This is a genomic window from Pseudomonas sp. NFIX28 (assembly GCF_900107395.1).
Taxonomy (GTDB): Bacteria; Pseudomonadota; Gammaproteobacteria; order Pseudomonadales; family Pseudomonadaceae; genus Aquipseudomonas.
The window spans coordinates 241,785-255,965 of sequence record NZ_FNPW01000010.1; the positions used below are offsets into that span (position 1 = coordinate 241,785).

17 protein-coding genes are annotated in these 14,181 nt (G+C 66.5%); 4 read left to right on the forward strand and 13 right to left on the reverse strand.

From position 1 onward, the window contains the following. Positions 1-35: 35 nt before the first annotated feature. Positions 36-755 carry a 16S rRNA (uracil(1498)-N(3))-methyltransferase gene (locus BLV20_RS20215; RefSeq protein ID WP_092304248.1) on the forward strand — a complete coding sequence of 240 codons (720 nt, stop codon included), beginning with the start codon at positions 36-38 and terminating at the stop codon, positions 753-755. A gap of 110 nt (positions 756-865) precedes the next feature. Here BLV20_RS20215 and BLV20_RS20220 read toward each other — a convergent pair whose 3' ends face one another. The 3 genes from BLV20_RS20220 to BLV20_RS20230 are packed head-to-tail and all read right to left on the reverse strand — an operon-like array spanning position 866 to position 3,415. After that, positions 866-1,768 (reverse strand): transporter substrate-binding domain-containing protein, encoded by a 903-nt coding sequence (locus BLV20_RS20220; protein ID WP_092304249.1) that lies wholly within the window; start codon positions 1,766-1,768, stop codon positions 866-868. 27 nt (positions 1,769-1,795) lie between these two features. After that, the gene (locus BLV20_RS20225; RefSeq protein WP_092304250.1) at positions 1,796-2,146 is read right to left on the reverse strand and encodes a RidA family protein; all 351 of its coding nucleotides are present in this window, start codon (positions 2,144-2,146) and stop codon (positions 1,796-1,798) included. A 27-nt stretch (positions 2,147-2,173) separates the two neighbouring features. Further along, positions 2,174-3,415, reverse strand: coding sequence for a D-amino acid dehydrogenase (locus tag BLV20_RS20230; protein ID WP_092304251.1), 1,242 nt, complete (start codon positions 3,413-3,415; stop codon positions 2,174-2,176). Between the two features lie 107 nt (positions 3,416-3,522). Between BLV20_RS20230 and BLV20_RS20235 the strand changes: the two genes are divergently transcribed. Then, positions 3,523-4,437, forward strand: a complete 915-nt coding sequence (locus BLV20_RS20235) for a LysR family transcriptional regulator (RefSeq protein WP_092304252.1) — start codon at positions 3,523-3,525, stop codon at positions 4,435-4,437. Between the two features lie 99 nt (positions 4,438-4,536). Here the strand turns inward: BLV20_RS20235 and BLV20_RS20240 are convergent, their stop codons facing one another. After that, complete coding sequence (locus BLV20_RS20240; protein ID WP_092304253.1) at positions 4,537-5,154, reverse strand: PAQR family membrane homeostasis protein TrhA; 618 nt, start codon at positions 5,152-5,154, stop codon at positions 4,537-4,539. A 175-nt stretch (positions 5,155-5,329) separates the two neighbouring features. Here BLV20_RS20240 and BLV20_RS20245 point away from each other — a divergent pair, with 175 nt between their 5' ends. After that, positions 5,330-6,256 (forward strand): LysR family transcriptional regulator, encoded by a 927-nt coding sequence (locus tag BLV20_RS20245; protein ID WP_092304254.1) that lies wholly within the window; start codon positions 5,330-5,332, stop codon positions 6,254-6,256. 7 nt (positions 6,257-6,263) lie between these two features. Here the strand turns inward: BLV20_RS20245 and madM are convergent, their stop codons facing one another. The 9 genes from madM to mdcA all read right to left on the reverse strand — a co-directional run bounded on the left by madM (position 6,264) and on the right by mdcA (position 13,540). Next, on the reverse strand, positions 6,264-7,028 hold the full coding sequence (madM, locus tag BLV20_RS20250) for a malonate transporter subunit MadM (RefSeq protein ID WP_092304266.1): 765 nt from the start codon (positions 7,026-7,028) through the stop codon (positions 6,264-6,266). 5 nt (positions 7,029-7,033) lie between these two features. Then, positions 7,034-7,426, reverse strand: coding sequence for a malonate transporter subunit MadL (gene madL / locus BLV20_RS20255; protein WP_092304255.1), 393 nt, complete (start codon positions 7,424-7,426; stop codon positions 7,034-7,036). A 66-nt stretch (positions 7,427-7,492) separates the two neighbouring features. Next, positions 7,493-8,428 carry a malonate decarboxylase subunit epsilon gene (mdcH, locus tag BLV20_RS20260; RefSeq protein WP_092304256.1) on the reverse strand — a complete coding sequence of 312 codons (936 nt, stop codon included), beginning with the start codon at positions 8,426-8,428 and terminating at the stop codon, positions 7,493-7,495. After that, positions 8,425-9,045 (reverse strand): malonate decarboxylase holo-ACP synthase, encoded by a 621-nt coding sequence (locus BLV20_RS20265; RefSeq protein WP_092304267.1) that lies wholly within the window; start codon positions 9,043-9,045, stop codon positions 8,425-8,427. Before BLV20_RS20265 ends, mdcH begins: the two co-directional genes overlap by 4 nt. A 5-nt stretch (positions 9,046-9,050) precedes the next feature. Next, entirely contained in the window at positions 9,051-9,854 is an 804-nt protein-coding gene (gene mdcE, locus BLV20_RS20270) for a biotin-independent malonate decarboxylase subunit gamma (RefSeq protein WP_092304257.1), read from the reverse strand. Beyond that, entirely contained in the window at positions 9,851-10,702 is an 852-nt protein-coding gene (locus BLV20_RS20275) for a biotin-independent malonate decarboxylase subunit beta (protein WP_092304258.1), read from the reverse strand. The genes mdcE and BLV20_RS20275 overlap by 4 nt, the downstream gene beginning before the upstream one ends. Next, the gene (locus BLV20_RS20280) at positions 10,695-10,994 is read right to left on the reverse strand and encodes a malonate decarboxylase subunit delta (protein WP_092304259.1); all 300 of its coding nucleotides are present in this window, start codon (positions 10,992-10,994) and stop codon (positions 10,695-10,697) included. Before BLV20_RS20280 ends, BLV20_RS20275 begins: the two co-directional genes overlap by 8 nt. Continuing rightward, positions 10,994-11,869 (reverse strand): triphosphoribosyl-dephospho-CoA synthase, encoded by an 876-nt coding sequence (locus tag BLV20_RS20285; RefSeq protein WP_092304260.1) that lies wholly within the window; start codon positions 11,867-11,869, stop codon positions 10,994-10,996. The genes BLV20_RS20280 and BLV20_RS20285 overlap by 1 nt, the downstream gene beginning before the upstream one ends. Beyond that, positions 11,870-13,540, reverse strand: coding sequence for a malonate decarboxylase subunit alpha (gene mdcA, locus BLV20_RS20290; RefSeq protein ID WP_092304261.1), 1,671 nt, complete (start codon positions 13,538-13,540; stop codon positions 11,870-11,872). Positions 13,541-13,990: 450 nt separating this feature from the next. Between mdcA and tssD the strand changes: the two genes are divergently transcribed. After that, positions 13,991-14,181: type VI secretion system tube protein TssD (tssD, locus tag BLV20_RS20295; RefSeq protein WP_139192724.1), on the forward strand; the 191-nt coding region annotated here is incomplete at its 3' end.

The window sequence follows — 14,181 nt, forward strand, 5'->3', positions numbered from 1 at the left end:
CCGATACCGATCCAGAATTTTCCCAGAGAACCCCCATGAGATTGTCCCGCTTCTTTATCGACGCCCCCTTGAGCCTCGGCGAGCACGAGCTGCCGGAAGCCCAGGCCCACTACATCGGGCGCGTCCTGCGCATGGCCGAGGGCGATGCGTTGCAGCTGTTCGACGGTTCGGGCAACGAATTTCGCGGCACGCTGCTGGAAGTCGGTAAGAAGCGCGTAGTGGTCCGGCTCGATGAAAGCTTCGCCGGGCAGGTCGAGTCGCCGCTGCAGATCCATCTCGGCCAGGGCCTGTCCCGGGGCGAGCGCATGGACTGGGCGATTCAGAAGGCCACCGAGCTTGGGGTGAATGAAATCACCCCGATCTTCAGCGAGCGCTGCGAGGTGCGGCTCAAGGACGAGCGCGCCGACAAGCGCCTGGCCCACTGGCGCCAGGTGGCCATCAGCGCCTGCGAACAATGCGGCCGCTCGCGGGTGCCGGTGATTCATCCGCCGGTGCTGCTGGCCGACTGGACCAAGCAGACCCAGGCCGACCTCAAGCTGGTCCTGCACCCGGTGGCCGAGCCGCTGGAGAGCCACGCCAAGCCCGCGGCCCTGGCGTTCCTGATCGGCCCGGAGGGCGGTTTGTCCGATGCCGAAGTGACCCAGGCCCACGCCGCAGGTTTCCTGCCAGCCCGCCTCGGGCCGCGGGTGCTGCGCACCGAAACCGCGCCCGTGGTAGCGCTGGCGATAGCCCAGCAACTCTGGGGCGACTTCTAACCCCGCCGTAGGAGCGAGGCTTGCCCGCGAAAGCGCCTCGCCCGACACACCGCGCTGCCCGCCTTCGCCGGCAAGCCTGGCTCCTACAAAAAGCCCAAACCGCCGTGGGGTTATTCCACTGGGTCGCTCACTGGTTTGGCGATGATGGCTTTCAACTCGCTGGTCATCGGAAATTCCAGGTTCAGGCCCTTGGGCGGGATTGGCTGTTCGAACCAGCGCTGGTAGATGCCGTTGATTTCCCCTGAGCGGTACAGGTCCGCCAGGGTGGCGTTGACCAGCTTCAGGAACTGCGGATCGTCCTTGCGCACCATGCAGCTGTAGATCTCCCGCGACTGCTCCTCGCCGACCACCACCCAATTGTGCGGATCGCGGGCCTTGGCCCGTTCGCCGTAGAGCAGCGCGTCGTCCATGTAGAACGCCGCGGCGCGGCCGGATTGCAGCATCTGGAAGGCTTCGCCGTGGTCCTTGGCGCTGATCACGAACATGTCGATCTTGTGCTCGACGTTGTAACTCTTGAGGAAACGCTCGTTGGTGGTGCCAGCGGTGGTCACCACATTCTTGCCGCGCAGGTCGGCGAAGCGCTGGATGCCGCTGTTCTTGGCCGTCAGCAACTGGCCTTTGACGTAGATGAAGCCGTAGGAAAACGCCACCTGCTTCTGCCGTTCCGCAGTGACCCCGGTGGAGCCGCATTCCAGGTCCACGGTGCCGTTCTGCACCAGCGGGATGCGGGTCTGCGAGGTCACCAGGTTGTACTTCACCGCCAGTTGCGGCAGCGCCAGCTTGCTGCGGATGCGCTCGACGATCTTGCTCGCCAGGTCCACCGAATAGCCCATGGGTTTGCCGCTGTTGTCACCCACGTAGGAAAACGGCACCGACGCATCGCGATAGCCCAGGGTAATGCTGCCGGAATTGGCGATCTTGCCCAGGGTGCCGGTCAGCGGCGCCTCGCTGGCGTACAGCGGGGAGCCGAGCAACAGGCCGAGGGTGCAGCCGAGCAACGTGATTTTTTGCATTGTTATTCTCCGTTGTGGGTGAAGGCGTTAGCGGCGAACCGCGATGACAGTGATTTCCACCAGGACTTCCGGGCGCGCCAGTTCGGCCTGCACCGTGGTGCGGCTCGGCGCCTGGCCGGGCGACAGCCAGGCCGACCAGGCCTCGTTCATCGCGGCGAAGTCCTGCTGGATGTTTTTCAGGTAGATGGTCGCACTGAGCAAATGATCCTTGTCGCTGCCAGCCTCGGCCAGCAAGGCGTCGATCTTCGCCAGTACTTCGCGGGTCTGGCCGCCGGCGTCGGTGGCCGCGCCCGGCACCTGGCCAGAGAGGAACAGCAGATCGGCAAAGCTCACGACAGCGCTGAGGCGGTCATTGCTGTGCAGGCGCTGGAGGGTCATGGGGCAACTCCTTGTGTGCAGAGAAAATCAGGCGGCATGGGGCGCGAGCCCCTGCATGTCGATGGAAGTACGGCGCTGGCCGATCAGCTCGGCCAACAGGCGTCCGCTGCCACAGGCCAGGGTGAAACCCAGGGCGCCATGGCCGAGGTTGAGCCACAGGTTGCGGTAGCCCGTGGCGCCAATCAGCGGAACGCCGCTGGGGGTCGCCGGGCGCATGCCGGCCCATTCGATGGCGGCATCGTAGTCGCCGGCGTGGGCGAAGGTTTCCCGTGCCTGGCGCTGCATCAAGGCCAGGCGCTTGGGGTCCAGGGAGGGGTCGAAACCGACGATATCGACCATGGCCGCCACCCGCAGCTGCTGGCCGATCCGCGCGTAGACGATCTTGCGGTTGTAATCGGTGATGCTGATTTCCGGCGCCCGGTGCCCGGCGCCGATCGGCACGCTGAGGCTGTAGCCCTTGAGCGGATACAGCGGCAGCTTCAGCCCGGGCAACCCCAGCTCGCCACTGCGATGGCCGGCGGCGAGTATCAGTTGGTCCACCGCCAGCACTTCGTCGCCCAGCTCGATGGCCTGCACCTGGCCGCCCACCTGGCGAATGCCGGTGACCGGGCGCCCGGTCAGCAACTGGCAGCGGCCGGAAGCCTGCAACCGCGCCACCAGTTGCTGGCAGAACGCGTGACAGTCGGCCACCTCCTCGTCCGGGGTGAAAATGCCACCGACAAAGGGCGCGCCGCCCAGGGTCGGCTCCAGTTGCGCGCATTCGCCAGCGGACAGCACCTGCTGCTGGCGAGGGTCGGCCAGGCCGTGGCGAGCGTGCTCGAAACTGGCGGTGTCGCGAAAGGTCACCAGCTTGCCGTTGCGCCGCCAGTCAAAACCCTCGAGCCGGTCCTCCTCGCGCCAGCTCTGCAAGGTGGCCTGGCTCAGCAGCGCCAGGCGCAGCAGATGGGCGCCGTTGCGCCGGTTGACCGAGCCGCGGCAGGCCGCCAGGAACCCGGCCATCCAGCGCCACTGCGCCGGGTCCAGGCGCGGGCGCAGCTTCAACGGCGAATCCCCACGCAGCATCCAGCCCAGCGCCTGCCAGGGCACGCCGGCATCGGCCAGCGGCGCCACGTAGCGGTACGACAGCTGGCCGCCGTTGGCGAAGCTGGTCTGGCTGGCGAAGGCCTCGCGCGCCTCCACCAGGCACACGTCGAACCCCTCGCGAACCAGGGCGTAGGCGCTGGCCAGGCCAATGACCCCGCCGCCGATGATGCAAACCCGCTGTGCCATGTCAGTCCTCGCAGCCTTGTTGAGCGGGCTTCAGGTTAGGACCAGGTGACAGCCCCGGGACAATGAATAAAGATGGACCACCCATAAACAAAGGTTATGGACTCATCATGCGACTGCGTCATATCGAGATTTTCCAGGCCATCCGCCAGACCGGTTCGATCAGCGGCGCGGCGCAACTGCTGCACGTCTCCCAGCCGGCGGTGACCAAGGTCTTGCAGCACGCCGAACAGCAGCTGGGCTTCCCGCTGTTCCTGCGGGTCAAGGGCAAGTTGCAGGCCACCCCGGAAGCCCTGGAGCTGGAGCGCGAGGTCGACAAGGTCAGCGAAAGCCTGCAAGGGGTGCGGCGCCTGGCCCAGAGCCTGCGCCGCGCGCCGGGCCACAGCCTGCGGATCGGCGCCACACCAGCGCTGGCCCTGTCGTTGTTGCCGCCGGCGATCAACCAGTGGACCCGGCGCTACCCGGATATCGTCTGCGAGCTGTCCAGCGCCCACAGCCGCGAGCTGGTGCAGAACCTGCTGATGCGCGAGATCGATGTGGCCCTGACCCTGCAACGCCCGGATCATCCGGGGCTGACCGCCCAGGCCCTGGCCAGCGGGGTGCTGGTGGCGCTGGCGCCGCTGGATTACTGGCCCCAGGCCACCCGGGGCACGCCACTGCCGTTGATGGAATTGGCGGGGGCGCCCTTGATCGGGCTGTCCAGCGCCGACCCGCTGGCGGCGAAACTCGACGGTTACCTGAAAGCCGTGGAACCGGCGCCGCGGGTCAGCATTGCCGTGCAGACGTATTCCCTGGCCCGGGCCATGGTCGAATCCGGGGCCGGGCTGGCGGTGATCGACCCCTTCACCGCCCTCGGCGCCTCGCCCGCCAGCACCGCGATTCGCCCGCTGACCCCGGCGCTGCCGATCACCCTGTACGCCGTGACCCGCGCGGCGGAGGCACTGCCGCACACCCTGAGCAGCCTGCTGGAAATCTTCGGCGGCCGGGCGCAGGAGCAGCTGGATCGGTTGATGACTGGGGTCTGAGGCGGCCCGTTTCGCGAGCAAGCATCGCTCCTACAGCGGATCGCGGTGTTTTCTGTAGGAGCGAAGCTTGCTCGCGATGAACGATAACGCGGTCGCCGATCAGAGCACGTAGAACAAGATCGCCACAAAGTGCAGCAGGCTGCCGGCAATCACGAACAGGTGCCAGATCCCGTGGGCATGGCGCAAACGGCTGTCGAGGGCAAAGAAGATGATGCCGACGGTGTAGAACACCCCGCCCGTGGCCAGCCAGGCAAAGCCGGCGCTGCCCAGGGCCGCCAGCAGCGGCTTGACCGCCACCAGCACGATCCAGCCCATCACCGCGTAGATCACGATGGACAGAATGCGCGCCTCGGAGCGCGGCTTGATCTCTTGCAGGATGCCGATCAGCGCCAGCCCCCAGACGATCCCGAACAGCGTCCAGCCCCAGGGCCCGCGCAGGGTCACCAGGCAAAACGGCGTGTAGCTGCCGGCGATCAGCAGGTAGATGGAAAAGTGATCGACCTTCTGCATGATGCTTTTCGCCCGCCCGCGCACGCTGTGGTACACGGTCGAGGCGCTGTACAGCACCAGCAAGGTGAAGCCATAGATGGCGACGCTGACGATCTTCCATGGATCACCGTCGAAGCTGGCCATTACCACCAGCCAGATGGTCCCGACGAACGCCGCGATGGCTCCCACCAGATGCGTCCAGGCGTTGAGTCTTTCCCCGTGATACATGTGCCACTCACCTCCCAAGGCGGAAATCTGCGCCAGGCTCAGGCCTGGAGCCTGAAAGTGCAATGGTTCCGATGTTTGCACGTCCATGTTTGCGAATAACGTATGGACGAAAAAACCTTCAGCCAAGTCATGACTCGGCAGGCACAATCGAACCATTCGAACAAGAGTGCGCACCATGCTGATCGATGAAGAATTGACCCTGAAGAAGCTCGAAGTGTTTCTCGCTTTCATGCGCACCGGCAACCTGGCGCGCGCCGCCGCCGAGTTGCAGACCAGTAATGTCAGCGTGCACCGCGCCATTCACTCGCTGGAAAGCGCCCTGCGCTGCCCGCTGTTCAAGCATGAAGGGCGCAACCTGACCCCGCTGGAAAGCGCCTTCGTGCTCGAGGAACGGGCGCAGAAGCTGATCCAGGACGTGCTCGAAAGCGTGCGCCTGACCCGCGAGGCCGCCGGCTTCTCGGCGGAACGCTTCAAGCTCGGCTCCCTGTATTCATTGACGGTCAAGACCGTGCCGCAGCTGATCATGGGCCTGAAGCTGCGCCGCAGCGAACTGAACATCGACCTGATCCTCGGCTCCAACATCGACCTGCTGTACAAGCTCAAGAACATGGAAGTGGACGCGATCCTGGTGTCGCTGGACGACAGCATCAGCGACCCGGACTGCGAGCAGATCCCGCTGTTTTCCGACGATATCTTCCTGGCCACGCCGGCCGACTCGCCGTTCGCCCGTCAGGCGGAAGTCGACCTCAGCGACGTGCGCGACGCGACCTTCATCACCCTGACCCAAGGCTTCGCCACCCACCAGGACGGGGTGCGGGTGTTCAAGCAGGCGGGGTTCGAGCCGAAGGTGGCGATGCAGGTCAACGACATCTTCACCCTGCTGAGCATGGTCAGCTCGGGGGTGGGTTATGCCCTGCTGCCGGGCAGGATTGCCGCGGTGTACGAAAACCGCGTGAAGCTGATTCCGCTGCAGGCGCGCTACCGGTTGCAGCAGCATATCGGCGTGGTGTTTCTCAAGGCCAAGGAACGCGATCCGAACCTGCTGGCGTTGCTGGCCGAATGCCGGATGTATGCCAACCGGCAGGACCAGCCCCTCCAATGAAAGCCCTTCAGCCCAACAAGCCGCGCATCAGCAGGAACAGCAGCGACGGCCCCATCAGGCAGCCCAGGGCCGTGTAGAAAGCTGCCGTCAGGCAGCCGTAGGGCACCAGTTTGGGATCGGTGGCCGCCAGCCCGCCGGCCACTCCGCTGGAGGTGCCCATCAGGCCGCCAAAGATCACCGCGCTGCGCGGCGTGTTGAGGCCGATCAGCGGCGCCACGAACGGGGTCATGACCATCACCAGGATCGCCTTGATCAGCCCCGCGGCAATCGACAGCGCCATGACTTCGGAACTGGCGCCGATGGCCGCCCCGGTCACCGGGCCGACGATATAGGTCACCGCCCCCGCGCCAATGGTGGTCAGGCTGACCGCATCGGTATAACCGAAGGCCATGGCCACGCCGACCCCGGCCACGAACGACGAGCCGACCCCGACGAACAGCGCCAGCACGCCGACGAAACCGGCGCGCTTGAGCTCCTCGATACTGACCCCGAACGCCGTGGCGACAATTGCGAAATCCCGCAGCATCGCCCCGCCCAACAGGCCGATCCCCGACAGCAGCGGGATGTCCACCACGCCCTTCTGCCCGCCGGTAAAGGCCCCGCCGACATAGGACAGCACCAGCCCCAGCAGAATGGCGATGGCCGAGCCGTGCAGCCGGCCCTTGGTAAAGGTGTTGGAGATCCAGTAGGAAACCCACATGGTGATGCCGATCACCGCGAAACCACTGATCAGCCCGTAGCCGGTGACGACCTTCATCATCGATTCGTACATGGCGCTCACCCCACGCTTTTCTGAGGGGCGGCCACTTCGGGCGCCTTGTTGCCGATGCGCACCAGCACCGGCACCAGGGCAAAGGCGATCACGACCGCCAGGGTCCCGGCGAGAATCGCCATCGGCCCGCCCTTGAGCGCGCCATACACGTTCTGCTGGGCGGCCATGGCGACCACGATAGGGATATACACCGCGCCCCAGAATTCCACGCCCTGCTCGGATTTACCCGCGAACAGGCCGCGCTTGTTCAGGTAGCTGCCCAGGCCAATCAACAGCAGCATGGCTATGCCCACCCCGCCGACATTGGCCGGCACGCCAATCAGTTTGCCCAGCAGCTCACCGATGAAAATACCCGCCAGGGTACAAAAGGCCAGAAAGGCCACACCGTAGATAATCATTGTTGTAGTCCTCAAAGTGCATCGTCGAAGTTGTTGTTCTTGTGCTTCGCCAGCTTGAGTCGGTGTCTAGGGTTGGCGGCGTCCCTCCTCGCGCAGCAGCGCTTGCAGGGTGTCGAGCCGCGCGCCGTCGCAGGCAATCACGGTGCCTTGCTCGAACACCCGGCGCGCCAGAGCGGTCAACACCGCGCCCGGCGGCAGTTCGATCTGCAGCCGCACGCCGCGCTCGTAGGCGCTTTGCACGGTGCCGCGCCAATCCACCACCCGGCACATGTTGAACGCCAGGTCGTCGCGCAACTGCTCCGGCGTACGCAGCGGTCGCGCGCGGCTGCCGCTCAGGTAACCCAGGCGCGGCGGTTGCAACGTCACCCTGGCGAACGCCTCTGCCAGGGCCTGGGCCGGTTGCTCCAGCAGCGGGCAATGGGACGGCACGCTGACCGCCAGGCGCTTGGCCACGCCGACCCCACAGCCGCGGGCCAGCTCGGCGACCTGGGCCATGGCGGCATCGCTGCCGGCAATCACCACCTGGCTGTCGGCGTTGATATTGGCCAGGTACACCGGGTTGTCCGGGCTGTGCACCTGGGCCAGCAAGGCTTCCACCGTCGCCAGTTGCAGGCCGACGATCGCGGTCATGCCATACCCCTGGGGATAGGCCTGTTGCATCAATTCGCCGCGCAGGCTGACCAGGCGCAGCGCATCGCCGAAATCCAGGGCGCCGGCCACCACCGCGGCGGGGTAGGCGCCGATCGACAAGCCCGCCACGTAATCCGCGCCCGGCGCGTTCTCCAGCAGCACCCGGGCATGGGCCACGCCGGCGATCAGCAGGCACAACTGCACCGCCCGGGTGCTCGCCAGCGCCTGGGGCGAATCCAGGGCCAGGGCGTCTTCGCCCAACACCTCGCTGGCCTGTTGCAGGCAGGCCTCGGCCAGGGCGTTGGACGGCAGCCGATGCAACATCCCCGGCTGCTGCGCGCCCTGGCCTGGAAACACCAGCAAGCTGCTCACGCCACCTGCTCCAGGGCCTGCCACGGATCGCCGACCAGACGCGCGCCGCTGGCGCTTTTCAGCAGCACCCGCGCCGATGTCCCGGCCCATTCGCGCAGGGCCACGGCGCCGTTGGGGGTCTGCAATTGCATATCCACCGGGCAGACGGCGGCATCGAGCAGCGCCAGCAACGCCCTGGCCTGGGCCCGGTCCATGGGCTGCGCCGTGCGCAGGATCAGGTCCAGGTCGCTGTGCCGATGCAACGCCGGCACGCCGCTGGCCAGTTCAAAACCGGCGCTGCCACTAACGCCCCAGGCCAGACAGAGGGCATCCAGGGGTTCACGCAACCGAGCCAGTGCCTGGAGCGCTGGCCAGGCCCGATCCGACTCGACATGGCACAGCGCTTCCGGCCGTACCCGGCGCTCGATGGCCGCCACCGCCATCAGCGTCCCGTAGCGCTGTTCGCGCAAGCGCCCCCGCACGCCCACCGCCACTTGCCCGGGCGCGGTCAAGGCGCGGCGCACCACCACCGGCTGCCCGGCGGCCATGGCCGCCACCGCCCAGGCCGGGGCATCGGCGGGCAACTGCCGAGGGGACAGGCCCCACAACAGGTCATGGGGCAGCAAGGCGCCGGTCATGGCGCTCACCATTGCTCGCGCAACAGCTGGCGGACCCGGCTGGAGGCGCCGCGGTTGCTGGCCCCCAGGCGTCCCGACAGATCGCGGCCATGGGTGCGCGCATCGGCAATCGCCTGGCCCAGGCATTGCCGTACCAGGGTCAGGTCGTCGGCGGTCGGCTGTTCGATCTGGCTGACCGACAAGGTCTCCCAGAGCAGGCCGAGGCTGGCATAGCTGTCGATGTCGTAGGCCATGGGCGGCACGCTGGCGGCCAGGGCTTCGAGTTCCTCGACGCTGCGCAGGGTGACCCGCGCCGCCGAGACCTTGCCCATGGCGTGCACCATCACCCCCGGATCGCGCAGGGCAATCAGGCGGTTGGCCTGGTAACCGTGGGCCAGGAAGGCCCCGGACATGGCTTTGCCCACCAGCAGGCCGATCACCGGATGCCCGGCCAGCCGGGCGCGGGCATAACTGTCGGCGGCCGCGGCCAGGGCCTGATGGATGCCCAGGGCTTCTTCGCGACGCCCATAGGCCTGGCTTGGCACGTCGACTATGGCGATCAGCGCGCGCTTGAGGCTCTGCTCGCGGTCGGCCTCGATCGCTTCGTCCACCGCCTTGGCCAGGCCCCAGCCTTCCAGCAGGCCGACCTCGCCATTGCGCGCCCGCACAAAAGGGTTGGCCGGGTCGGCGACCACGGCGATAAACCGCGCCGGTTGCTCGCCCAGCCTGCCGTCCGCCACCCGCAGCGAAGCGGGCAAGCCATCGACTGGGGTCGCCCCGGCGCTCAAGGCCGTGAACCAATGCAGGCCCCGCAGGGAATAAGCACTCATGAGCGGTCTCCTCGATACAGCTGGCGAACCGTCGCCGGCTCGATCTGTGGGCGGGTGTCCAGGCGGGCCAGGCGTTGCAGGTACAGCTCGGCCTGGCGGCTGCGTTGTTCAGCGGGCAGCCCTTGGGCCAGCAGTTCGCCGACCTGTTGGCGGACTTGCGCAACGTCGTCGGCCACATAGCGGTCCGCCAGGCCGCTGGCAAAACGCTGCTCGCCGCCGGTCAGGCTCCAGATAAAGGGCCGGTCGCGGGAGTCGTATTCCTCGAGGCCGGCCTCCTGCTCGATCACCTGCGGGCCGTTGAGGCCCAGGCGCGCCTCCTGGGTCACCAGCAGCGAGCTGCACAACCCGGCGGCAATCGACATGCCGCCAAAACAGCCGACGCTGCCGGCCACCACGCCTATCACCGGCTGGTACTGGCGCAGGTCGACGATGGCCGCGTGAATATCGGCAATCGCCGCCAGCCCGAGGTTGGCTTCCTGCAGGCGTACGCCGCCGGTTTCCAGCAGCAGCACGGCGCGGGTGGCAATGCCCTTGCGGTTGTCTTCGGCGGCCAGCTCCAGCGCGCCGGCGATCTTCGCCCCGCCGACCTCGCCGAGGCTGCCGCCCTGGAACGCGCCTTCGATGGCGGCGACCACCACCGGCAGGCCGTCGATGCTGCCCTTGGCGATCACCACCCCGTCATCGGCCTGGGGCACCACGCCCTGGCGCGCCAGCCACGGCGACATGACGCGCTGGAACGGGTCGAGCAACTCGCGAAAGCTACCGGCGTCGAGCAACGCCTTGGCGCGCTGCCGGGCGCCGAGTTCGACGAAGCTGTGTTTGTTGAGCAAACGAGCGCTGTCAGTCATGGCCGATCTCCTCGAAGCCCTGCTCCAGGCGCAGGCGCACCACGCCCGGGGTCGCGCCGAAATCATGGATGTCGATGCTCAGCGCCGGCGGCGTCTGGCCGTCGAACATGCGCTCGAACAGGTGCTGCCAGCGCGCTGCGCTGCCGTTGACCGAGGTCTGCACCTGGATGCTCAGCTTGCCGGGCTGCCCGGGCTCGAGCAGCACTTCCAGGTCGCCCGAACCGACACAGCCCACCAGCGCCCGGCCCCGAGCGGGTTGCCCGGCGGCGAATTCAAAAGACAAGGTTTCCATCACTCTGCTCCCTGGATGAAGGCGGCGCCGGAGGCGATCCGGTCGATCAACAGGCAGGCCGCGAGCAAGTCCGCGGCGCCACCGGGCGAGGCATTCAAGGCCAGCAGGCCCTGGTCCAGCTCATGCAGCCGGCGACGCCCGGCCAGGCTGGCGCTGCCGCCAGCGTCGAGCACCGCCTGGGCGCCTTGCTGCATGGCCTGCAGGCCCGCCTCGCCGGCGCGATAAAGCACGCAGGTGTCGGCCAGGCCGGTCATGATCGCCAGCAGCGCATCGAGCCGGGCGTTCTGTTCGCCATGCCCTTGGGCACGGCTGCGTTCGAGTTGCGGCAGGCCCCGTTGCAGCACCGCCGGAAAGCCCAGCTGGGCTTCTTCGCGGGCGCCGCGCACGCCATAGCGCAGCGCCACTTGTGCGCCATGGCTGAGGGGCCGCGGTGCGTAACGGTCGTCCAGCAGCGCCAGGCGCGCGGCCCGCAGGCACAGGTTGCCTGCCGTGCTGGCTTGAGGCTCCAGCGCGGCGGCGGCCACCAACAGGCCCAGGGCCCAGATCGCGCCGCGATGGGTGTTCACCCCGTGGGTGGTGGCGAGCATCGCCGCTTCGCCGTCCCGGCCGATGCGGCCCAGGGCTTCGCGCAAGGGCAGGCCGACCGCGCCGAACGCGCTGGCGGCGTCGGCCATTTCCTTGAAGGCCGGCCACAGCGACAGCGCCGATGCATGCATCAGCCCCAGGTGCAGGTCGCTATGGGCGCCGTTGCCGCGACGGTCGACCAGCGCCGGTTTCGGCGACAGGTCGGCCTCGTCGATCAGCGCGTCCACCGCCAGGTCCGCCAGGCGCTCGGCCAGGCTCAGGGGTTTGCTTTGCAGGTTGAGTGCGTGCATTTACCAGCTCCTGAACTTGGCGGGCGGGTTGTACAGGCCACCCGACCACTCGACCAGATCGGCCACGCTTTTTGCCGCCAGCAGCTCGCGGGTGGCGTCGGTGCGGCGGATGCCAAGATCTTCGGGCAGGGCGATGAGGCCTTCGCGGCGCATGCGCGCGGTGTCTTTCGGGTTGTGGCGCAGGCCGATGGCGGTCACCCCGGCCACCGCCGCGATCATCGCCTGGCGCTCTTCCAAAGAACGCGCCTTGTACAGGTAGGCGATGCCCTCTTCGGTCAGCAGGTGGGTGACGTCGTCGCCGTAGATCATGATCGGCGCCAGGGGCATGCCGCTTTTCTTCGCCACTTCCACGGCGTCGAGGGTTTCGACGAAGGTCGGTTTGCCGCCTTCCTGAAAGGTCTCGACCATCTGCACCACCAGCTTCTTGCCGCGCTCGAGCATCGGTTGCTGCGCGTCGTCGTGGCGCATATCCAGCCAGGCCGGGGTGCCGTGGCGCCGGCCACGGGGGTCGTGGCCCATGTTCGGCGCCCCGCCGAAACCGGCCAGGCGGCCGCGGGTCACGGTGGAGGAATGGCCATCGCCATCGACCTGCAAGGTGGCGCCGATAAACAGGTCCACCGCGTATTGCCCGGCCAGTTGGCAGAACATCCGGTTGGAGCGCAACGAGCCGTCGCGCCCAGTGAAGAACACATCCGGCCGCGCGGCGATGTAGTTTTCCATGCCCAGTTCGGTGCCAAAGCAATGCACGCTTTGCACCCAGCCGCTTTCGATGGCCGGGATCAGCGTCGGGTGCGGGTTAAGGGTCCAGTTGCGGCAGATCTTGCCTTTCAGGCCCAGGGATTCGCCGTAGGTCGGCAGGATCAGCTCGATGGCCGCGGTGTTGAAGCCGATGCCGTGGTTGAGCGACTGGACCTTGTGTTTTTCATAGATGCCGCGGATCGCCATCATCGCCATCAACACGTGCACCGGCTTGATATGGCGCGGGTCGCGGGTGAACAGCGGCTCGATGTAGAACGGCTTGTCGGCCACCACCACGAAGTCGACCCAGGACGCCGGGATATCCACCCGCGGCAGCTCGCTGACGTCGTCCACCAGTTGGTTGACCTGGACGATGACGATGCCATCGCTGAAGGCCGCCGGCTCGATCAGCGCCGGGGTGTCCTCGGTGCTCGGCCCGGTGTAGATATTGCCCGCGCGGTCGGCCATGAACCCGGCCGAGAGCACCACGTTGGGGATCAGGTCCACCACCAGCCGCGCATAGAGCTCGATGTAGGTGTGGATCGCGCCGATTTCCAGCAGGCCGTCTTCCAGCAGCTGGCTGATGCGCAGGCTCTGGGTGCCGGCGAAGGAGAAGTCGAGCTTGCGGGCGATGCCGCGTTCGAACAGGTCCAGGTGCTCCGAGCGGCCGACGCTGGGCATGATCATGTGCAGGTCGTGCAGGCGGCTCGGGTCGGCCTTGGCCAGGGAGCGCGACAGAAAGTCCGCCTGCTTCTGGTTGTTGCCCTCCAGCACCACACGGTCGCCAGGCAGAATCAATGCCTCCAGCGCCGCGACTATCTTGTCGGTGGGCAACACGGCGCCATCGGCGAGACCCCGCACCTGCTCGAGACGCCGCTGCTTTTCAGCACGCCGCCGCGTCCAGCGCGAGTCGGGGGATATTGTTGTTGTCATGCTCACTCCACGGGTTCGCTGTCGTGGCCGCTACCTTAGGAGCGGAGGATGCAGGCATCAATCAAGCAGAGTGGTGGATCGTTACGGTGAGGTTAATGATTGCGTAACCGTTCCATCGAATCGCTTCTTTTGCGAATGATGGCTCATAGCCCCTATGCGCAAGAAGTTGCGCAGTCCAATGTGGATAAGCCTGTGGATACAACGCTGTAGATCAGGCCATCCAAGACGTTTGGACAAGTGCGCAAGAACTTGCGCAGTCCTCAGCCCTAAGTGCGCAACTTCTTGCGCACTTTTGCCCCACCACCTGTAAGCGAATATTTCATAAAGTTCTTAAAGCGCCGGAATATATAGCTAAAAACGCTTATGGCACGAACCTTGATAACTGTTCAGGCACCCAACCGGGCGATCCGTCCCACCGGGCACCTTTATTTTTTAGCAAGGAGAGCATCCATGGCTACACCAGCGTATATGTCCATCACCGGCACCAAACAAGGCCTGATCACCGCCGGTGCCTTCACCGCTGACTCCGTTGGCAACACCTACCAGGAAGGCCACGAAGACCAGGTCATGGTTCAGGGCTTCCAGCACGAAGTGATCATCCCGCGTGACCCGCAGTCCGGCCAGCCAACCGGCCAGCGCGT